18 protein-coding genes are annotated in these 20,017 nt (G+C 62.8%); 5 read left to right on the top strand and 13 right to left on the bottom strand.

What is annotated here, in order from left to right; translation table 11 throughout:
* Positions 1–11 precede the first annotated feature (11 nt).
* From ACWICV_RS11320 to ACWICV_RS11275, 10 genes are all read right to left on the bottom strand, one after another.
* Positions 12–1,193, bottom strand: a complete 1,182-nt coding sequence (locus ACWICV_RS11320; RefSeq protein WP_402472755.1) for an adenosine deaminase — start codon at positions 1,191–1,193, stop codon at positions 12–14.
* 103 nt (positions 1,194–1,296) lie between these two features.
* Positions 1,297–1,971, bottom strand: a complete 675-nt coding sequence (locus tag ACWICV_RS11315) for a DedA family protein (RefSeq protein WP_105657434.1) — start codon at positions 1,969–1,971, stop codon at positions 1,297–1,299.
* Positions 1,972–2,427: 456 nt separating this feature from the next.
* Positions 2,428–3,741 (bottom strand): thymidine phosphorylase, encoded by a 1,314-nt coding sequence (locus ACWICV_RS11310; protein ID WP_402472618.1) that lies wholly within the window; start codon positions 3,739–3,741, stop codon positions 2,428–2,430.
* 43 nt (positions 3,742–3,784) lie between these two features.
* Positions 3,785–4,195, bottom strand: coding sequence for a cytidine deaminase (locus ACWICV_RS11305; protein WP_105657432.1), 411 nt, complete (start codon positions 4,193–4,195; stop codon positions 3,785–3,787).
* A 9-nt stretch (positions 4,196–4,204) separates the two neighbouring features.
* On the bottom strand, positions 4,205–5,476 hold the full coding sequence (locus ACWICV_RS11300) for an ABC transporter permease (RefSeq protein WP_105657431.1): 1,272 nt from the start codon (positions 5,474–5,476) through the stop codon (positions 4,205–4,207).
* Positions 5,473–6,678: an ABC transporter permease gene (locus ACWICV_RS11295; protein WP_332489200.1), complete on the bottom strand. Its 1,206-nt coding sequence runs from the start codon at positions 6,676–6,678 to the stop codon at positions 5,473–5,475. Before ACWICV_RS11295 ends, ACWICV_RS11300 begins: the two co-directional genes overlap by 4 nt.
* On the bottom strand, positions 6,675–8,273 hold the full coding sequence (locus ACWICV_RS11290) for an ABC transporter ATP-binding protein (RefSeq protein ID WP_105657429.1): 1,599 nt from the start codon (positions 8,271–8,273) through the stop codon (positions 6,675–6,677). The genes ACWICV_RS11295 and ACWICV_RS11290 overlap by 4 nt, the downstream gene beginning before the upstream one ends.
* A gap of 141 nt (positions 8,274–8,414) precedes the next feature.
* Positions 8,415–9,503 carry a BMP family lipoprotein gene (locus ACWICV_RS11285; protein ID WP_105657428.1) on the bottom strand — a complete coding sequence of 363 codons (1,089 nt, stop codon included), beginning with the start codon at positions 9,501–9,503 and terminating at the stop codon, positions 8,415–8,417.
* Positions 9,504–9,790: 287 nt separating this feature from the next.
* Positions 9,791–10,987, bottom strand: coding sequence for an amidohydrolase (locus ACWICV_RS11280; protein ID WP_454091031.1), 1,197 nt, complete (start codon positions 10,985–10,987; stop codon positions 9,791–9,793).
* Positions 10,988–11,133: 146 nt separating this feature from the next.
* Entirely contained in the window at positions 11,134–12,249 is a 1,116-nt protein-coding gene (locus ACWICV_RS11275; protein ID WP_332499238.1) for a mannose-1-phosphate guanylyltransferase, read from the bottom strand.
* Positions 12,250–12,495: 246 nt separating this feature from the next.
* Here ACWICV_RS11275 and sdhC point away from each other — a divergent pair, with 246 nt between their 5' ends.
* From sdhC to ACWICV_RS11250, 5 genes are all read left to right on the top strand, one after another.
* Entirely contained in the window at positions 12,496–12,909 is a 414-nt protein-coding gene (gene sdhC / locus ACWICV_RS11270) for a succinate dehydrogenase, cytochrome b556 subunit (protein ID WP_388025151.1), read from the top strand.
* A 3-nt stretch (positions 12,910–12,912) separates the two neighbouring features.
* Entirely contained in the window at positions 12,913–13,356 is a 444-nt protein-coding gene (locus ACWICV_RS11265; RefSeq protein WP_105661695.1) for a succinate dehydrogenase hydrophobic membrane anchor subunit, read from the top strand.
* 61 nt (positions 13,357–13,417) lie between these two features.
* Positions 13,418–15,205 carry a succinate dehydrogenase flavoprotein subunit gene (sdhA, locus tag ACWICV_RS11260; protein WP_402472624.1) on the top strand — a complete coding sequence of 596 codons (1,788 nt, stop codon included), beginning with the start codon at positions 13,418–13,420 and terminating at the stop codon, positions 15,203–15,205.
* A complete protein-coding gene (locus ACWICV_RS11255) occupies positions 15,205–15,987 on the top strand; it encodes a succinate dehydrogenase iron-sulfur subunit (RefSeq protein WP_105661693.1) in 783 nt (260 codons plus the stop codon). The genes sdhA and ACWICV_RS11255 overlap by 1 nt, the downstream gene beginning before the upstream one ends.
* A 128-nt stretch (positions 15,988–16,115) precedes the next feature.
* Positions 16,116–17,570 carry a catalase gene (locus ACWICV_RS11250; protein WP_402472627.1) on the top strand — a complete coding sequence of 485 codons (1,455 nt, stop codon included), beginning with the start codon at positions 16,116–16,118 and terminating at the stop codon, positions 17,568–17,570.
* 57 nt (positions 17,571–17,627) lie between these two features.
* Here the strand turns inward: ACWICV_RS11250 and ACWICV_RS11245 are convergent, their stop codons facing one another.
* Genes ACWICV_RS11245 through ACWICV_RS11235 form a run of 3 tightly spaced genes read right to left on the bottom strand, consistent with a single transcriptional unit; the run spans position 17,628 to position 20,017 of the window.
* Positions 17,628–18,149 carry a 2'-5' RNA ligase family protein gene (locus tag ACWICV_RS11245; protein ID WP_402472630.1) on the bottom strand — a complete coding sequence of 174 codons (522 nt, stop codon included), beginning with the start codon at positions 18,147–18,149 and terminating at the stop codon, positions 17,628–17,630.
* A gap of 6 nt (positions 18,150–18,155) precedes the next feature.
* A complete protein-coding gene (gene trpS, locus ACWICV_RS11240) occupies positions 18,156–19,172 on the bottom strand; it encodes a tryptophan--tRNA ligase (RefSeq protein WP_105661690.1) in 1,017 nt (338 codons plus the stop codon).
* Between the two features lie 8 nt (positions 19,173–19,180).
* Positions 19,181–20,017, bottom strand: coding sequence for an exodeoxyribonuclease III (locus tag ACWICV_RS11235; RefSeq protein ID WP_402472633.1), 837 nt, complete (start codon positions 20,015–20,017; stop codon positions 19,181–19,183).

Here is a 20,017-nt window from a genome sequence, read left to right as displayed (position 1 = left end):
GGGTCCTGGAACTAGTCGGCGACGTTTTCGTATTCGTCTTCGTCGTAGTCCTCGTCATCCAGCAGGTTGTCGTAGTAGTCGTTGATGTACTCAACGAGCAGCTCGCGCATTTCCAGCGGGACGAAGGCAGCTTCGGCGGCGTTCAGCGTCAGATCCAGCAGATCTTCCAAGTCGTAGTCGAAGGCTTCTACCAGCAATTCGAACTCATCGGACAAGGTGGTGCCGGACATCAGGCGGTTATCCGGCGAGATGGTGACATTGAAACCGGTCTGGACCAGCAGGTCGATCGGGTGGTTCCCGATGCCTTCGCCGAATTTGGAGGTAGCACCGGTCTGCAGGTTCGAGGACGGGCAGACTTCCAGCGGGATGCCGCGTTCGCGGACCCAGTTCGCTACCGGGCCCAGCGATACCAGACCGGTATCGTCGCTGAGTTCTTCGCCGTTCTCGTCGATAGCTCCGAACTCGATCTCGATGTCCTCGGCTACGCGGACTCCGTGGCCCAGGCGCTGGGCGCGGCCGATCAGGATGGCTTCCTTGATGGAATCCAGGCCGGCTGCTTCGCCAGCGTGCACGGTGGTTGGGAAGAGGTTCTCGGCCAGCAGGTCGAAAGCTTCCTTCATCACTGAGGGCGGGAAGCCATCTTCAGCACCAGCGATATCGAAACCGACGACGCCACGACCACGGTGGCGCAGGGCCAGCTTGGCGATTTCCACGCCTTGGTCGCTGTGGCGCATGGCGGTAACGATCTGGCCGATCTGCATCGGGTGGCCCTCGGCGTTGAGCTGCTCGCAGGCCTGGTCCAGGCCTTCCTGGATGGCGTCGACGACGTCGTCCAGGCTCAAGCCTTCGCGGCGGTGCTGCTCTGGTGCATAGCGGACTTCGCCGTAGATGACACCGTCTTCAGCGAGGTCCTCGACGAATTCGCGGGCAACGCGGATCAGCGCATCTCGGGTCTGCATGACCGCGACGGTGTGCTCGAAGGTTTCCAGGTAGCGTGGCAGCGTGCCGGAGTCGGCTGATTCACGGAACCATTCGCCCAAAGCTTCTGCTTCGGTCTCTGGCAGCTCGTGTCCAATCTCGGCGGCCAGCTCGATGATCGTCTGAGGGCGCAAACCACCGTCGAGGTGGTCATGGAGCGAAACTTTAGGCAGATCCCGGAAGTCGAATTCGGGATCGTAGTCAGTATGAATCATTTCTTCAGTCACACCACTGAGCCTAGTCGCATTTTCGCGGAACTGACAGCTCCAACGGGTAAAGATCTGCGAGCCACTATGTGACCCTGATCAATACGGGAGGTTAACCCTCGTCAGGGGTTGGCGGGACGGTCTGCCTGGCTGGTTGCACCGGGTGCCCTTCGCGCTTCGCCGCGCGCCGATGCAGGCGATCCAGCACCCAGCTGACGATCCGGTCGATGACGAATCCGAGCACTACGGCGATGACAATGGAAACTGCAATGCCCAGCAGCTTGTTGTCGTGCATCCAGTTGCCAGCCAGCGCACCGATGCTGACGGAGTAGGCAGCCCAGGTCAGTACGCCGATGGTGTCGAAGAGGGTGAAGCGCTTGTGGCTGAATCCGGTGGCGCCCGCGGTCAGGTTCACGGCCACTCGGCCAATCGGGATGTATCGGGCCGTGAAAATCAGCAGAGCTCCCGAGGTTTCAAGTTTCTTCTCGGCATAGTTCAGCACCCGCTGCGCGCGTTGCCCGCGCATCCACTTGAATCCCCTGGATCCGATCTTGCGTCCGATGGCGTACGTGATCTGGTCGCCGAGCAAGGCACCGCCGGCACCGAGCAAGCCGATCAGGACAAGGTTGGGAACACCGGTGTGGACGCCGACCGCGGCCAGTGAAACCAAAAATGATTCACTCGGGACGAGGGGGAAAATCGCATCGATCATGCAGAACAGAAACAATAACGGCAGGATCCACCATGCGCTGGCGGCCTGCGTGATTGCCTCATTGACTAATTCCATGCGTGCCTACATCTACTTTCCCAAGGCGCTCCATGCGCTGAATGTCTCTCCATTTTCGCTCGAGAACTCACCTGCGCGCATCCTGCTTACGTTGCGTTGTGGACAATTCCCATCTGCTACCCAGGTAGGAGTTAACTGACTAACGTTTGACTACGCCGTTATTGTTCCCGGGAACTTTCTGGGAACTTCCACTGCGGCAGCTGGCCTGGGAACCACCAGGATTCCAGGTAATAGCTACCGCGACTTCTAAGACGAACGGACCTGCACGGCCCTCCGGAAAGAAAAGCCCAGCTGCTGCAGGCAGCGAGGCCGGGGAAGAGCACTCGCAGGGCGACCAGGCTCCCGATATTTCTGGAGCGGGGCGCAGATTCCCAGCGGATCGGTCGCCGGCAAGCAAAAGAGCCGGGAAACACGGCAACGTGTTTCCCGGCTCCTTGAGCGCCAATCCGGATTCGGCTACTTGGCGGCGATGCGGTCCAGGATCAGGCGGGTGTCCGGACGGTCATCGGCCGAACCGATCATGATGGCGCGCTGGACCAGCTCGATGGCACGCTCCATCTTGGCCGGGGTGTCGGTCAGCAAGGTGGCAATCGGCTCGCCCCGGCGAACCAAGGCACCTGGCTTCACGTGCATGCGCACGCCGGCGCCGGCCTGGACGCTGTCTTCCTTGCGGGCACGTCCTGCGCCCAGGGTCCAGGCGGCCAGGCCGATGTCCATCGCGTCGAGCTTGATCAGCACGCCCTCGGCGGGCGCCACCACGGTGTGCGATTCCTTGGCTACCGGCAGCTTGGCATCCGGATCGCCGCCCTGGGCCACGATCATCTTGCGCCAGATGTCCATGGCCTTGCCGTTCTTCAGCGCACCGGCGACATCCACATCCTTGATGCCTGCCCCGGCAAGCATCTCGATGGCCAGGGCCACGGTCAGCTCCACGACGTCCTCTGGTCCGCCGCCGGCCAGGACCTCAACAGATTCCTCGACCTCGATGGCGTTGCCGGCGGTCAGGCCCAGCGGGGTTTCCATGTTGGTCAGCAGCGCCACGGTGTTCACCGACGCATCGGTGCCCAGGTTCACCATCGTCTCGGCCAGTTCGCGGGCCATGGCCTCGTCCTTCATGAACGCGCCGGAGCCGACCTTCACATCCAGCACCAGGGTGCCGGTGCCTTCGGCGATCTTCTTGCTCATGATCGAGGACGCGATCAGCGGGATGGCTTCCACCGTGGCGGTGACATCGCGCAGGGCGTAGAGCTTCTTGTCCGCTGGAGCCAGTCCGGTGCCGGCGGCGCAGATAACCGCGCCGACGTTGGACAGCTGGGAGAACAGCGCCTCGTTGGACAGGTCCGCCTTCCAGCCCGGAATGGCTTCGAGCTTGTCCAGGGTGCCGCCGGTGTGGCCCAGCCCGCGGCCCGAGAGCTGCGGGACGGCCACGCCGAAGCTGGCGACCAGCGGAGCCAGCGGCAAGGTGATCTTGTCCCCCACGCCGCCGGTGGAGTGCTTGTCGGTGGTGGCCAGCTTCTTGCCCGACGGGTCGGTGAGGGCAGAGAAGTCCATGCGTTCCCCGGAGTTGATCATCGCCGTGGTCCAGCGCGAGATCTCGTTGCGGTTCATGCCCTGGAAGTAGATGGCCATGTTCAGCGCGGACATCTGCTCTTCGGCGATGGCCCCGCGGGTGTAGGCATCGATGGTCCAGTCGATCATCTCGTTGCTCAGTTCGCCGCCATCGCGCTTGGCGCGGATGACTTCGACGGCACTGAATTGCTCGGTAGCCATATCAGGCACCTTCCATTCTGCTGTTGGCCGGTGTGCTCCGGCGCTAGAAGTTGAGATTCTGCGGCCCGAACGCGTCAGGCAAGAGGTCGTCGATTCCCACGATGCCGCGGGCTGTCTTGATCAGCAGCTGCGCCCCGCGGTGCTCGAAAAGCAGCTGGCGGCACCGGCCGCACGGGGTAATCAGTTCGAGCTCGCCCTCGCGCAGCTGGCCGAAGCACAGGAAGTATTCCATGGTGCCCCCGCCGGTGGCGAAGAGCTGGCCCACCATGGCGCATTCAGCGCACAGGGTGACCCCGTAGGCGGCGTTCTCGATGTTGCACCCTGAAATCAGGCGGCCGTCGCTGGTCAGAGCCGCCGCACCCACCCGGAACTCGGAGTAGGGCGCGTAGGCCTGGGACAGCGCGGCCGCAGCCGCAGCTTCGAGCTGCGGCCACGGCGCGTTGTTGCTATTCATGGGAAATCGCTATTCCTTCACGTAGGGTTCGCCCGCAGCTGCCGGTCCGCGCGAACGCCCCACCAATCCGGCCACCGCGAAGATGGTCACCAGGTAAGGCATCATGGCCATGAACTGGCTCGGTACCGGGGTGCCGATGATCGTCAGGATCACCTGCAAGTTATCGGCGAAGCCGAAGAGCAGGGCGGCCAGGAAAGCGCCGATCGGGTTCCACCGGCCGAAGATGACTGCGGCCAGCGCGATGAAGCCGCGGCCGCCGGAGATTTCCTTGGTGAAGGAGTCGATGGCCACCAGGGTGAAGAAGGAACCGCCGATGCCGGCCACGATGCCGCCGAGGGTGACATTCCAGAAGCGGATCGCGTTGACCTTGATGCCCAGGGTATCGGCTGCCTTCGGATGCTCGCCCACGGCGCGCACGCGCAGGCCCCACTTGGTCTTGAACAGGCCGAACCAGACCAGGAAGACGGCCAGGTACATCAGGTAGCCGATCACCGACTGCTTGAACAGGATCGGGCCGATGACCGGGATCGAGGAGAGCAGCGGGATTTCAATGACCGGCAGGTGCGCTGGCGAGTTGAAGCGCTCCGGGTCCTCCTGCATCACGGTGGTGAACAGGAAGCCGGTGATGCCCGAAACCAGCACGTTCAGGACCACGCCGACGATGATCTGGTTGACCACGTACTTGATGGAGAAGACCGCCAGGACCAGCGAGACCATGGCGCCGGCCAGGCCGGCGGCAACCAGGCCCGCGAAGGCGCTCTGGGTCAGCGAGGCGACCAGTGCCGCGGTGAAAGCACCGCCCAGCAGCTGGCCCTCGATGGCGATGTTGACCACGCCGGCACGCTCGCACAGCACGCCCGAAAGCGAACCGAAGACCAGCGGCACGGCCAGCACCACGCCACCGGCCAGCAGGCTGGCCAGCGAAATGCTGTTGATGTTGGCGCCGGAGACCACCCAGATCAGGAAGCCCAGCACGAACAGGACCGCCGCGATGGCGACCATCCAGGTGGCCAGGATCCTCCCCTGCTTGCGCTGCATCCACGCGTAGGCGGCAATGGCCAGCAGCAGCACGCCGAACACGATGTTGGTGATGCGGCCCGGGAAGACCAGTTCGGGCAGCTCGAAGGCGTCGCCGGCGCTGTTCAGCGTGAAGTGGGCGGCTTGGTCGTTGCCCAGCAGGCCGAAGCTGAAGAAGACGATCACTGCGATCACCGAGAGGATGATCGGGGTCTTCTTGCTCGGCAGGACGTTGATTGCCGGCTGCAAGGTGGAAGAGGTCACTTGGCACCTGCCTTAGTAGGTTCGAGCTTGGAGCTGCGCTTCTTCTTGCGGTTCATGCCGAAGATGGCCTTGACCAGCGGCGGAGCGGCAATGAACAGCACGATCAGCGACTGAACCACCGAAACGATGTCGATCGGGGTGCCGGTGGTGATCTGCATGTTCACCGCACCGGCCTGGAACGCTCCGAAGAGCAGGCCGGCGAAGAAGGTGCCCCACGGGGTGGAGCGGCCCAGCAACGCCACGGTGATCGCGTCGAAGCCCAGCGAACCGGCGATGCCGCCGGTGAGCACCTTTTCGGTGCCTGCCACCTGTGCCACGCCTGCGGCACCGGCCAACGCGCCAGCCAGCGCCATCGCGATGATGGTGGTGCGGGCCACGTTGATGCCGGCGGTCTGCGCGGCCTCCGGGTTGTGGCCCACGGCGCGGAATTCGAAGCCCACGGTGGAGCGCTTGAACATCCAGGACACGGCCAGCACCAGCAGCACCGCCATCACGAAGCCCAGGTGCAAACGCGATCCGGGGATCGCCGGGAAGATGGCCGAGCTGTCCAGGATCGGCGAGATCGGGTTGGTCTCGCCGGGACGGCGGAAGGCCTGGGTGTTCATCAGGAAGTCGATCAGGTACACGGCCACGTAGTTGAACATGATCGTGAGGATCACTTCGTGGGCGCCGGTCTTGGCCTTGAGCAGGCCGACCAGGCCGCCCCAGATCGCGCCGCCGAGCAGGCCGAAGACGATCACCAGCAGCAGGTGCAGGCCGATGGGCAGGTGCCAGGCGAAGCCGATGTAGGCGGCCAGCACCGAGCCGATGATGATCTGGCCCTGGGCACCGATGTTGAACAGGCCGGCGCGGAATGCCACGGCCACGCCCAAGCCGGCGCAGATCAGCGGGGTGGAGACGGTCAGGGTCTCCAGGAACGGCTTGAACCCCTGCGAGGAGTTGTAGATCGAGCCGTTGAACAGCGCCACATAGCTTTCGGTGGCCGCACGCCAGAATTCGCCGAAGAAGGCCGAAGGCTGGGCGAAGAGGTAGCCGGCCGTTTCGCCCACCTTCTCATCGGTGACCGCAATCAGCAGGCCGCCGATGACCAGTGCGACGATGACGCCGAGGACCGAGACCAGGCCTGGTCCCTGGGTGATTTGGCGCAAGAGGTCATTGCCCGGCTTGCCGGAGCCGGGAACCACAGGTGCTTTCTCGCTCACTGCGCTTCTCCTTCCTGGTTGTCATGCTCGCTAGCTGGCTGGGCTTCAACCGGCTCGTTCTCCGCCTTCGCGAATTCGGCCTGGGCCAGGGCTTCTTCCTGCGAAACGCCGGCCATCATCAAGCCCAGCACCTCGCGGGAGGTGTCGCCCGGCACGATGCCGTTGATCCTGCCCTTGTAGAGCACGGCGATGCGGTCGGCCAATTCCATGACCTCGTCCAGCTCGGTGGAAACGATCATCACCGGGGTGCCCTTGTCTCGCTCGGCCACGATGCGGCGGTGCAGGAACTCGATGGATCCCACATCCACGCCGCGGGTCGGCTGCGAAGCGATGAACAGCTTCAAATCGCGGCTCAGCTCGCGGGCCATGACGACCTTCTGCTGGTTGCCGCCCGAGAGGCTGGAGGCAGGGTTCAGCGGATTATCGGTACGCACGTCGAAGCCCTGGATCTGCTGCGCGGCGTTCTTCTTGATCGCCTCCAGGTTCATCGAGATGCCCTTGCCGAATGGCGGGCGGTCGTAGAGGTCCAGCACCAGGTTCTCCTCGATGGAGAACTGGGTGACCAGGCCGTGCACCGAACGGTCTTCGGGAACGAAGCCGAGGCCCGAGCGCAGGATCTGCTTGACCGACTTGCCAACCAGCTCTTGGCCGGCGAGCTTGACCGAGCCGCCCGTCACCGGCTGGGTGCCCAGGATCGCTTCGGTCAGTTCGGTCTGGCCGTTGCCCTGCACGCCGGCGATCGCCAGGATCTCGCCTGCATGGATATCCAAGGTGACCGAGTCCAGCGTGGTGGTGCCCGCCGGGTCGACGACCGTCAGGTCCTTGACCTGCAGTACCGCCTGCCCGGGAGTGGCTGCCGCCTTGTTCAGGTTCAGCTCCACGGCGCGGCCGACCATGAGGTTGGCCAGCTCGGTGGTGGAGGATTCCGGGGAGACCGAATCGATGACCTGGCCGCGGCGGATCACGGTGATCACATCGGACACGGCGCGCACTTCGCGCAGCTTGTGCGAGATGAAGACGATGGAGGTGCCGTTGGCCTTGAGCTGGCGCATGATGTCCAGCAGCTCGTCGGTTTCCTGCGGGGTCAGCACCGCGGTCGGCTCATCGAGGATCAGGATCTTGGCCTCGCGCACCAGGGCCTTGATGATCTCGACACGCTGCTGCACGCCAACGGGCAGGTCTTCGACGACCGCGTCCGGGTCCACGTCGAAGCCGTAGCGGTCGGAGATCTCGCGGATCTTCTTGCGGGTGACCTGCAGGTCAAGCACGCCGCCAGCCTTGGTGGTTTCTGCGCCGAGGGCAATATTCTCTGCCACGGTGAAGACCGGGACCAGCATGAAGTGCTGGTGCACCATGCCGATGCCCGAGGCCATGGCGTCGCCCGGTCCGGAGAACTCGACGGGCTTCCCGTCCAGCAAAATTTGGCCCTCGGTCGGCTGGTACAGCCCGTAGAGCACGTTCATAAGCGTGGACTTTCCAGCACCGTTTTCGCCGAGCAGACAGTGAATCTGGGCGTCATCGACCGTCAGGTCGATATCTTTGTTGGCGTAGAAAGAACCGAAGGCTTTCGAGATTCCTCGTAGTTCGAGTTTCACGATTCCACCATCTTCATTGTTCGTTTGGCGAGGTTCTTGCTTGCAGGTTGTTTTGGCCCTTAGGCAGGCATAAAGCGCGTCACCTGCCCACCGCTGTATTGCGGCGAGCGGTGACGCGCTCCATGGCTGGTTTGCCTAGACCTACTTGGGGCTGGAGGCCGATTCGATCTCCAGCTCACCGGAGATGATCTGCTGCTTCAGGGCATCGATCTCCTTCTTGGTGTCTTCGCCGATTTCCTCATCGAAGTTGTGGAACGGTGCCAGTGCAACGCCCTCGTTCTCCAAGGTGCCCACGTACGGGGTCGAGTCGAACTTGCCCTCGGCGTCGGTGCGGATGACATCTTCGACTGCGGTGTCCATGGTCTTCACGACCGAGGTCAGCATGACGTCCTTGTAGTCGGGAGCGGTCAGGAAGCCGTCGGAGTCGACCCACACGAGCTTGGCTTCCTTGCCGCCGTCGTTGGCCTCGACCACTGCAGCGCCAGCGCCCTTGCCCACTGGGCCGGCGACAGGCATGACAACGTCAGCGCCGGAAGCGATGAAGTTCTTGGTGATCTGCTTGCCCTTATCCTGCTTCTCGAAGTCGCCGGAGAAGGTGCCGTCCTGCTTCTTCTTGTCCCAGCCCAGCAGCTTGACGTCCTTGCCCTTGTCTTCGTTGAACTTGGCCACGCCGTCAGCGAAGCCGTCCATGAAGATGGTGACGGTAGGGATCTTGATGCCGCCGAAGGTGGCAACGGTGCCGGTCTTCGAAGCGGCAGCTGCTGCGTAGCCTGCCAGGTAGGCAGCCTGGGCCGTGTCGTAGATGATCGGCTTGACGTTTTCGATCGGCTTCTCGTACTGGAAGTCGACGATGGCGAAGTTCTTATCCGGGTTGGCCGCGGCAGCCTCAGCGGTTGCGTCGCCCAGCAGGAAGCCGATGGTGACGGTCAGGTCGCAGCCTGCGTTGACCATGCCGTTGAGGTTGGTCGCGAAGTCGGCGTTCGACTTGGATTCTGCATCCTTGGTCTGGATGCCCAGGTCCTTCTCGGCGTTCTTCAAGCCGCGGAAGGAAGATTCGTTGAAGGACTGGTCGTCGAATCCACCGGAGTCGGACACAATACAGCCAACGTAGTCCGGGAACTGGCCAGCCGAGCTGGTCTCTTCCGGTGCAGCGCCGCAGGCGCTCAAAGCTAATGCCGAGATGCCGAGCATGGCTGCAGCCATACCGGTCTTGCGCGATACGAAGCGCATCTGTTCCTCCAAAGAATCTTGCGAGATAATGCGGGAGGCAAGACACCTGACCCTCGTGCAAGGCTTCATTGCCTAGGCCTTACTCGAGCACACCAAAAGTCAAAGCATTCCCATCGTTTCCATAGCCTATCGGAGATATGTCACAGGTAAAGACGATAAAGATTACAAACAGATAACTTACGGGCCGCAAAACGGCAAGCGCTTAACGCCAACGCCCAAGTCACTGACCGAATTGTTAAAGCGTCAAAGAAATGTTAAAAACTTTCAGGTTTGATGTGGCCAACGCCCTATTTGGCGTTCGCCTCGCGCACAGCCTGCATGGCGGCGGCCGCCATGATGCGAACCCCCACGCCAATGCACGATTCGTCCGGGATATAGTCCCCGCGGTGCAGGTCATAGGTTTTGCCGCCCGGGGCGCGGGTTCCCAGCCGCAGCATCGCACCGGAAACCTTCTGAGTCATCCACGCGAAGTCCTCCCCGCCCATGGACTGCGGAGTCAGCTCGATGGCCTCGGCTCCGAACTCGCGGCGCGCGGCGTCCTCGATCAATGCGGTCTCCGCCGGAGCGTTGACCACAGGAGGCACTCCACGGGTGTGCTGCAGCTTGATTTCCACTCCGTAGGGAGCGGCGATCTGGCGCACGGCCTGGTCCAGCAGCTCACCGGCCTCGTACCAGACATCGCCGTCCAGGCAGCGCATGGTTCCGGCCAGGTATCCGGTGGCGGGGATCGCGTTCGGCACGCTGCCGGCATGGATCTGGCCCCAGACCACCGAGACGGCCGAGCGCACATCGACCTTGCGTCCGAGCACGGCCGGGACCTGGGTGGCGATCTGGCTCATCGCGAAAACGATGTCTTCGGTCAGGTGCGGGCGCGAGGTGTGCCCGCCCCGGCCGTTGACCTCGATGCGGATGGTGTCGCTGGCCGAGGTGATTGCACCGATGCGGGTGCCGATATACCCGGCGTCGATCCGCGGGTCGCAATGCAGCGCGAGCACCCGCGGCACGCCATCGAGCAAGCCCTGCTCGATCACCGACAGCGCCCCGCCGGGAAGCTTCTCCTCGGCGGGCTGGAAGATCACCCGCACGCAGCCATCGAGCTTGCCGGCGGCATGGATCCTGCCCAGGGCCAAGGCCACGCCAATCATCACGGTGGTGTGGATGTCGTGGCCGCAGGCGTGCGCCACGCCCTGGGTCATCGAGGCGAAGTCCAGGTTGGTTTCCTCCACCACCGGCAGCGCGTCGATGTCGGCACGGAAGGCGATGCGGATGGGCCCTTCGCCAATGTCCACGAAGGCGCCGGTGTCGGCCATTTTCTGCGGAGCCAGCCCGGCAGCACGCAGGGTCTCGAGAATCCGCTCGGTGGTTTGGTGCTCAGCAAAGGACAGCTCCGGGTTGCGATGCAGTTCCCTGCGGAAGCCGATCAGCTGGTCGATCAGCGGCTCGGTGAAGTCGCTGACGGAAGCCGGATTGCCATTTTCATTCACGGTGGACACCTTTTGAAGATACTCGGCACGGTGCAGAAAATGACAGTTTTCCGTAATGTTCGGGCGCATTGCGCAACATCAGGCAAGGGAAACGGGGCGCGCCGACCTATTGCCGGCCAGCTCGCCCCGTTCGCAATCCTGCTGTGCTAGAGCACCTCGGTAGCGCCGTCGGCCTTCAAGGCCTCCACGGTCTGCTTGACCTTCTGCGCATGCTCCTTGGTGGTCACCAGCAACGCGTCGGCGGTATCCACCACGACCACATCCTCGATCCCGACCAGGGCCACCACGCGCGGGCGGTCCGAATAGACCACGCCGGTAGCGCTGTCGGCATACACGCGCACCGACTCGCCGCCCAGGTTGATGATGCCCTCCTCGGCACTGGCCTTGTTCAAGCGGCCGATCGCGGCGAAGTCGCCCACGTCGTCCCAGTTGAAAACGCCCGGGATCACCGCGACATCGCCGGCCGCGGCGGCCGGCTCGGCCACCGCATAGTCAATGGCGATCTTCGGCAGATCGGCCCAGACTTCGCGCATCACGGTTTCGCGCTGATCGGTTTCCCAGGCATCGGCGATCTTCATCAGGCCCGCGTACAGCGCCGGCTCATTGGCTTCCAGATGCTTGAGCATCAGGCTCACCGGCGCGACGAACATGCCGGCATTCCACAGGAACCCGCCCGAGGCCAGGTACTTGCGGGCGGTGTCCTCATCGGGCTTCTCCACGAACTGCACCACGCCGCGCGCCGACGGCGCATTGGGCACCTGCAGCGGCTGGCCGGTCTGGATGTAGCCGAAACCGGTGGAAGGGTGCGTCGGGTGGATGCCGATGGTCACGATCTTGCCGGTCGCAGCGGTGTGGATCGCTTCGCTCAGCGCGGCCTGGAACACCTCAACCGGCTCGATGACCTGGTCCGCGGCGAAGGAGCCCATGATGATGCTCGGGTCGCGGCGGTACAGGATCGCGGCGGCCAGGCCGATGGCGGCGGCCGAGTCGCGCGGCTCCGGCTCAAGCACCAGGTCCTCGTCGCACAGCTCGGGCAGCTGGGACACGACGGCCCCGCGGTGCGCACGCCCGGTGACCACCATGATCCGTTCGCCGGCCAGCGGGACCAGGCGGTCATAGGTGGCGCGGATCAGCGTGGATCCGGATCCGGTCAGATCGTGCAAAAACTTCGGAGCGGAAGCCCTGGAGAGGGGCCACAATCGGGTGCCGACGCCGCCGGCGGGGATCACGCCGTGGAATCGGGCTAATAGGTCTGCATTCACGCCTTCCAGACTAATTCATTCGGTGGATAATCCTGTCCATTGAAACCTGTGCCACAGATTAAATACGAAAACATCGCATGAGGTATTACGGGCGGGATTTCGGCCTTTTAGCGCATAATTACCCCTTTTCGGTGAACATGCTCACAGGAACGAGACACGAAATAGATTGGAGCTAGCCAAGTGGTTTAGAATCGCACAAGGAACGCTCGCACAAGTGCGTCAAATCTCATTGTGTGCAATATACACATGCGCCGTTGCGAGCCTTGGAGGTTTAGTTCAGTGTCGAAGACTTCGTCAGGCACCCTATACCGCGGCCATGAAGGCATGTGGTCCTGGGTGGGACACCGAGTCACCGGTGTCGTTATTTTTCTTTATCTGCTGGTGCACGTGCTCGATACGGCCATGGTCCGTGTCGATGCCGGCGCCTACGACGCAATCATTAGCACCTACCAGACGCCGTGGATGGCACTTGGTGAAACCGGTCTGGTTGCAGCAATCCTCTTCCACGCATTCAACGGTCTGCGCTTGATCCTGGTCGACTTCTGGAAGCAGGGTACCAAGTACCAGCGCCAGTTGCTCTGGGGCGTATTGATCCTCTGGGTCATCGTCTTTGCGGGCTTCGCCATCCGTCACCTGTCGATCGCATTTGGGAGCCACTAAGCCATGAGCGTTTCTATTCCTGCTCCTCGCAGCCAGCGCATTGATCCAAAGTACAAGCGCGGACCAAAGTCCCGCGGAAGCTTCGAAATGCTGGCATGGCTGTTCATGCGCCTCTCCGGCGTCGTGCTGATCGTCCTGATCTTCGGCCACCTGATCTCCAACCTGATGGTCGGCGAAGGCATCTCCGGCATCAGCTTCGGCTTCGTGGCCGGCAAGTGGGCCTCGCCGCTGTGGCAGTTCTGGGATCTGGCCATGCTGTGGCTGGCCATGCTGCACGGCACCAACGGCGTGCGCACCATCATCAACGACTACGCAGAGAAGCACGCTACCCGTGCATGGCTCAAGGGCATCCTGTACGTCGCCACGATCTTCATCATCGTGCTTGGTTCCCTGGTGATCTTCACCTTCGATCCTTGCGTAGCCGGCAGCCAGCTGCCGCAGTGCTAATTGGAACTCCCCTAGTTCCAGCCAATAGCCACACAGATTTTTAGAAAAGAGAGCATCAAGAATGCAGGTACATAAGTACGACGTTGTTATCGTCGGTGCCGGTGGTGCAGGCATGCGTGCAGCGATCGAATCCGGTCAGCGCGCACGCACCGCAGTGCTAACCAAGCTTTACCCAACCCGCTCGCACACCGGTGCGGCCCAGGGCGGCATGTGCGCAGCACTTGCCAACGTCGAGGAAGACAACTGGGAGTGGCACACGTTCGACACCATCAAGGGTGGCGACTACCTGGTTGACCAGGACGCAGCCGAGGTCATGGCCAAGGAAGCCATCGACGCCGTGCTGGACCTGGAGAAGATGGGCCTCCCATTCAACCGAACCCCAGAGGGCAAGATCGACCAGCGCCGCTTCGGCGGCCACACCCGCGACCACGGCAAAGCCGCCGTGCGACGCGCATGCTACGCAGCTGACCGCACGGGCCACATGATCCTGCAGACCCTGTACCAAAACTGCGTCAAGCACAACGTCGAGTTCTACAACGAGTACTACGTGCTCGACCTGCTGATGGTCGAAGAGGATGCCTACCGCGAGGACGGCACCGCCTACAAGCAGAAGCGCGTTGCCGGCGTCGTCTCCTACGACCTGGCGACCGGCGAGCTGCACGTCTTCCAGGCCAAGTCGGTCATCTTCGCTTCGGGCGGCGCCGGCAAGGTCTTCAAGACCACCTCCAACGCGCACACCCTGACCGGCGACGGCATGGGCATCGCCTTCCGCTCGGGCCTGCCGCTGGAGGACATGGAGTTCTTCCAGTTCCACCCAACGGGCCTTGCCGGACTGGGCATCCTGCTCACCGAGGGTGCACGTGGCGAAGGCGCGATCCTGCGCAACTCGGATGGCGAGCGCTTCATGGAACGCTATGCGCCGACCATCAAGGACCTCGCACCACGTGACATCGTGGCCCGCGCGATGGCCAACGAAGTCCGCGAAGGCCGCGGTTGCGGCCCGAACAAGGACTACGTGCTGCTGGATCTGACCCACTTGGAACCAGAGCACATCGAATCCAAGCTGCCGGACATCACCGAGTTCGCCCGCACCTACCTGGGTGTCGAGCCATTCACCGATCCGGTGCCTGTCTACCCCACTGCGCACTACGCAATGGGTGGCGTTCCAACCAACATCAACACCGAAGTGCTGCAGGACAATGACACCGTCATTCCCGGCCTGTTCGCCGCCGGCGAGGTTGCTTGCGTATCGGTCCACGGCTCGAACCGCCTGGGCACCAACTCGCTGCTGGACATCAACGTGTTCGGCAAGCGCGCCGGCGTTGCCGCTGCCGAGTACTCCAAGACCGCCGACTTCGTCGAGCTGCCGGAGAACCCGGAAGAATTCGTCACCGCGCAGATCGACGGCGTGCTGAGCGGCAACGGCACCGAGCGCGTCTCGGACCTGCGCTCGATCCTGCAGGAGACCATGGACGCCAACGTCCAGGTATTCCGCGACGAGCGTTCGCTGAAGGAAGCGCGCGACGTGATCGAGGATCTGCGCCTGCGCTACAAGAACATCAGCATCCAGGACAAGGGCAAGCGCTTCAACCTGGATCTGCTCGAAGCCATCGAGCTGGGCTTCCTGCTCGACTTGGCCGAGGTCATCACCGTTGCTGCATTGCACCGCAAGGAATCCCGCGGCGGCCACTACCGCGAGGACTTCCCAGACCGCGACGATGAGAACTTCATGAAGCACTCGATGTCCTACCGTGACGCAGAAGCCGTCACCGAGGACATCAAGGGCATCCGCATGGAGACCAAGCCAGTGGTCTTTACCCGTTACCAGCCAATGGAGCGTAAGTACTAATGAGCACCGAACTGCCAGAACCACCGTCAAAGATCGACCTGAAGCCAGGCGTTGGCGGCGGCGGAGAGATCCCGAGCTTCGACATCACCCTGCGCGTTCGCCGCTACCTGCCAGAGGCTACTGCGGACGCATACTGGGAAGATTTCAAGCTGACCATGTACGGCACCGACCGCGTGCTGGACGCCCTGCACAAGGTCAAGTGGGAGCAGGACGGCTCGCTGTCGTTCCGCCGCTCCTGTGCCCACGGCGTGTGCGGTTCCGATGCCATGCGCATCAACGGCCGCAACCGCCTGGCCTGCAAGACCCTGCTCAAGGACCTGGACACCTCCAAGCCGATCACCGTTGAAGCCATCAAGGGCCTGCCTCTTGAAAAGGACCTCATCGTCGACATGGAACCGTTCTTCCAGTCCTACCGCGAGATCATGCCATTCCTGATCTCCAAGGGCCACGAGCCAACCAAGGAACGCTACCAGTCCGCCGAGGATCGCGAGATCTTCGACGACACCACCAAGTGCATCCTGTGCGCTGCTTGCACCAGCTCCTGCCCGGTGTTCTGGACCGATGGCCAGTACTTCGGCCCGGCCGCGATCGTCAACGCCCACCGCTTCATCTTCGACTCGCGCGATGATGCAGGCGACATGCGCCTGGAGATCCTGAACGACAAGGAAGGCGTGTGGCGTTGCCGCACCACCTTCAACTGCACCGAAGCATGCCCACGCGGCATCCAGGTGACCAAGGCTATCGCCGAGGTCAAGCAGGCAATTCTGGCGCGCACCGTCTAAGGACGCGCTGAGGGCCCGAACCATAGATGGTTCGGGCCCTTTTGCATCCCTTCAACGCCCCCGCTTCGCGTGGCATGATGGGCAGGACTCGCCCTTTTCCCAATGCACCACCTAGCTGAGGAGCAAACATGGCCAGTGAAGAAACCACCTCGACAACCCAAGCAGGAATCCCGGCGGCCAGCGACCGCAACTCGCTGACGGTGGGCGCCAACGGCCCCATCGTGCTGCACGATCATCATCTGGTCGAGACCCTGCAGCATTTCAACCGGATGAATGTTCCCGAGCGCCGCCCGCATGCCAAGGGTTCCGGAGCCTTCGGCGAATTCGAAACCACCGAGGACGTATCCCGGTACACCAAGGCGGCCCTGTTCCAGCCTGGCGTGAAAACCGAAACGCTGATGCGTTTCTCCACCGTTGCCGGCGAGCTCGGCTCTCCCGACACCTGGCGCGATGTGCGCGGCTTCTCGATGAAGTTCTACACTTCCGAAGGCAATTTCGATCTGGTCGGGAACAACACGCCGGTGTTCTTCGTGCGCGACCCGATGAAGTTCCCGCACTTCATCCGCTCCCAGAAGCGGCTGCCCGATTCGGGGCTGCGCGATGGAACCATGCAGTGGGACTTCTGGACGCAGAATCCGGAATCCGCCCACCAGGTCACCTACATCATGGGTCAGCGCGGCCTGCCCAAGACCTGGCGCGAAATGAACGGCTACGGCTCGCACACCTACATGTGGGTCAATGCTGCCGGAGAGAAATTCTGGGTCAAGTACCATTTCCTGAACAAGCAGTCCGAGAAGTTCGAGACCATGCGCGGGGCCCAGGCCGAGGCACTGGCCGGATCCGACGCCGACTTCCACCGTCGCGACCTGTTCGATGCCATCAAGGCCGGAAATTTTCCCCAGTGGGACCTGTACGTGCAGATCATGCCCTACGAGGAAGCCAAGACCTACCGGTTCAACCCCTTCGACCTGACCAAGGTCTGGTCCAAGAAGGACTATCCGCGCATCAAGGTCGGCACCATGACGCTGAACCGGAACCCGGAGAACTTCTTCGCGCAAATCGAGCAGGCCGCATTCTCCCCCGGGAACATGGTCCCGGGCATGGGGATGAGTCCTGACAAGATGCTGCTGGGACGCAATTTCGCGTACGCGGATGCGCAGCGCTACCGCATCGGCACCAACTTCCAGCAGCTGCCGGTGAACAAGCCCAAGTGCCCGGTCCACTCGTACAACTTCGAGGGGAGCATGACCTACGATCACACCGGGGATCGCAGCGTCTATGCGCCGAACTCCTTCGGGGATTCATGGAGCGATGAAACCGGACCTGCGGAAAATGCCTTCGAGTCCGACGGCGAGCTGGTCCGCGAGGCCTACACGCTGCGCAAGGACGACGGAGACTTCGTACAACCCGGCATCCTGGTCCGCGAGGTGATGGATGATGCCCAGCGCGCCGAACTGGTGGACACCGTCACCGGGGCGCTGGATGGCGTCATCGAGCCGGTGCTGTCCAACGCGATCCAATACTGGAAGAACATCGACGCCGATACCGGAGCGAAGATCGAGGCCAACGTCCGCCAGAAGTGACTCGCCAGCCGACACGGAAAACGCCAGCCGCGAGGCTGGCGTTTTCTGCAGGGTGAACTAGGCAAGCGAGGAACCCAGCGGAATCTGCTCGCTGAAGTTCCAATCCCCGCCACGGGTATCGAACAAATGGATACGATCCGCTGCGAAGGACAGGTGCGCCTCGCCCAATGCTGCCTGCGCGGCGTCCAATTGCCGTGCAGCCACGTTCTGCGCGATGGTCAGGTGCGGATGGTAGGCGAAAGCCGATTCGTGCCTCAGCGCGTCGCCCAGCAGCGCGCGGTGCAGCTTCCAGCATTCGTCCGCTCCGGTTTCCAGCGGCAGGAAGACTACTTCGCTGGCCGGCCGGAAGGTCCGGGCCGGACCCAGATGGATGGTGAAGGGCTCCGTCGTGGCGGCCACCCGGCGCACCTGGGCAGCCGCCTTCTCCCAGGAATTCAGGTACGACCCGGACACCAAGGTGATATGCGGGGCAATCGGCGCGGTGGCCTCTCCCCCGTATTCCTGGCGCCACGCGCGCAGAGTCTCGCGGTGCGGCTGCGGCACCGGGATCACCACGCCCAGGGTGTACTCGAAAACCATTGGCTCTTAGACTCCCAGCGGCGGCAGGAAGCCGACCTTCTGGTAGACATCGGCAACGGTCTTCGACGCCACGACGCGCGCCTTGGCGGCACCGGCAAGCAGCAGGCGATCCAGCTCCGCCGGATCATCGAGCAGCTCCAGGGTACGGGTGCGGATGGGAGCCAGCTGCTCCACCACGGCTTCTGCCACAGCCACCTTCAGATGCCCGTACATCTTGCCTTCGAACTCGTTGACCAGTTCTGGCACATGCTTGCCGGTCACGGCAGCCAGGATATCGAGCAGGTTCGAAACGCCCGGCTTCTCGGCCTTGTCGTAGGCCACGACGGACCCGGCGTCGGTCACCGCGGACTTGATGCGCTTGGCGATCAGCTTCGGCTCATCCAGGACGTTGATCAAGCCGGCAGGGGATTCGGCGGACTTGGACATCTTCGAGGTCGGGTTCTGCAGGTCGTAGATGCGTGCGCCCTCCTTGGGGATGAACGCCTCTGGCACGGTGAAGGTCTGCCCGAAACGGTGGTTGAAGCGCTTGGCCAGATCGCGGGCCAGCTCCACATGCTGGCGCTGGTCATCGCCTACCGGGACCCCTTCGGGCTGGTAGAGCAGGATGTCCGCGGCCATCAGGACCGGGTAGGTGAACAGCCCGACGCTGGCGGCATCCGCGCCGCCCTTGGAGGACTTGTCCTTGAACTGGGTCATGCGGCTGGCTTCGCCGAAACCGGTGATGCAGTTCAGCACCCAGGCCAGCTGCGCATGCTCGGGGACCTGCGACTGGACGAACAGGGTGGACTTGTCCAGGTCGATGCCGCCGGCGATGAACTGCGCAGCGGTCTTTCGGGTACGCGCGCGCAGCTCCGCCGGATCCTGCGAGACGGTGATCGCGTGCATGTCCGGGATGAAGAAGAATGCGTCGTGGTCATCCTGGGTCTTGACCCAGTTGACCAGCGCGCCCAGGTAATTGCCCAGGTGCAGCGAATCGCCCGATGGCTGCATTCCGGACAGGACGCGGGGACGGGTTGTTTCCATGGTTTTCCTTAGAACTGGTAGTCGACGACCAGCGGTGCATGGTCGGAGAAGCGCAAATCGTAGGCCGAGGCACGGTCTACGTGGGACTTGATGGCCTTGGCGGCTAGCGCCGGAGTGGCCATGTGGTAGTCGATGCGCCAACCTGCGTCGTTGTCGAAGGCCTGTCCGCGGAAGGACCACCAGGTGTACGGTCCCTGCACGTCGCCGGCCAGCTCGCGCGCCACATCCTTGTAGCCGATCTCACCGAAGAACCCGTCGAAGTAGGCGATCTCCTCGTCCATCACGCCGGCGCGCTTGTTGTGGTTCGGCTTCCAGTTCTTGATGTCCTTTTCGGTGTGCACGACGTTCAAGTCGCCTACCACCAGGACGTGGTCCTTCTCGGTCTTCAATTCCATCAGGCGCACGTTCATGCGCTGCAGGAAACGGTACTTGTCTTCCTGCTTCTGGGTGCCCAGCTCGCCGGAATGGACGTAGGCCGAGACGACGGTGAAGCTCTCGCCGTTGATATCGAAGTCCGCCTCGACCCAGCGGCCGGATTCGGCGAAGTAGTCCTCGCCGATGTGCTCGCGCACGGCTACCGGCTCGGTGCGCGAGAGGACGGCGACGCCTGCGCGGCCCTTGTCCTTGGCCTCGGCATGCAGGATATGCCAACCCTCGCCAATCAGGTCGCGCAGGATCTTGTCCGGTGCGCGTACTTCCTGCAGGCACAGGATGTCCACGTCACGGGCGGCGATCCAGTCCGCCATATTGCGCTTGTAGGCCGCGCGAATGCCGTTGACGTTGACCGACGCGACGCGCAGCGCGCCAGCGTCCTTGTTGAGAATTTCCACACTGGTAGGTATCAC

The organism is Glutamicibacter sp. NPDC055354, from assembly GCF_053644955.1.
This window is presented reverse-complemented; position numbering and strand designations above follow the sequence as displayed.

Excerpts from the sequence above, each read along its gene's own strand:
- sdhA (WP_402472624.1), top strand. The coding sequence starts at position 13,418 with ATGCAGGTACATAAGTACGACGTTGTTATCGTCGGTGCCGGTGGTGCA.
- ACWICV_RS11265 (WP_105661695.1), top strand. The coding sequence starts at position 12,913 with ATGAGCGTTTCTATTCCTGCTCCTCGCAGCCAGCGCATTGATCCAAAG.
- ACWICV_RS11320 (WP_402472755.1), bottom strand. The coding sequence starts at position 1,193 with ATGATTCATACTGACTACGATCCCGAATTCGACTTCCGGGATCTGCCT.
- ACWICV_RS11250 (WP_402472627.1), top strand. The coding sequence starts at position 16,116 with ATGGCCAGTGAAGAAACCACCTCGACAACCCAAGCAGGAATCCCGGCG.
- sdhC (WP_388025151.1), top strand. The coding sequence starts at position 12,496 with ATGCGCCGTTGCGAGCCTTGGAGGTTTAGTTCAGTGTCGAAGACTTCG.
- ACWICV_RS11255 (WP_105661693.1), top strand. The coding sequence starts at position 15,205 with ATGAGCACCGAACTGCCAGAACCACCGTCAAAGATCGACCTGAAGCCA.
- ACWICV_RS11315 (WP_105657434.1), bottom strand. The coding sequence starts at position 1,971 with ATGGAATTAGTCAATGAGGCAATCACGCAGGCCGCCAGCGCATGGTGG.
- trpS (WP_105661690.1), bottom strand. The coding sequence starts at position 19,172 with ATGGAAACAACCCGTCCCCGCGTCCTGTCCGGAATGCAGCCATCGGGC.
- ACWICV_RS11285 (WP_105657428.1), bottom strand. The coding sequence starts at position 9,503 with ATGCGCTTCGTATCGCGCAAGACCGGTATGGCTGCAGCCATGCTCGGC.
- ACWICV_RS11310 (WP_402472618.1), bottom strand. The coding sequence starts at position 3,741 with ATGGCTACCGAGCAATTCAGTGCCGTCGAAGTCATCCGCGCCAAGCGC.
- ACWICV_RS11245 (WP_402472630.1), bottom strand. The coding sequence starts at position 18,149 with ATGGTTTTCGAGTACACCCTGGGCGTGGTGATCCCGGTGCCGCAGCCG.
- ACWICV_RS11305 (WP_105657432.1), bottom strand. The coding sequence starts at position 4,195 with ATGAATAGCAACAACGCGCCGTGGCCGCAGCTCGAAGCTGCGGCTGCG.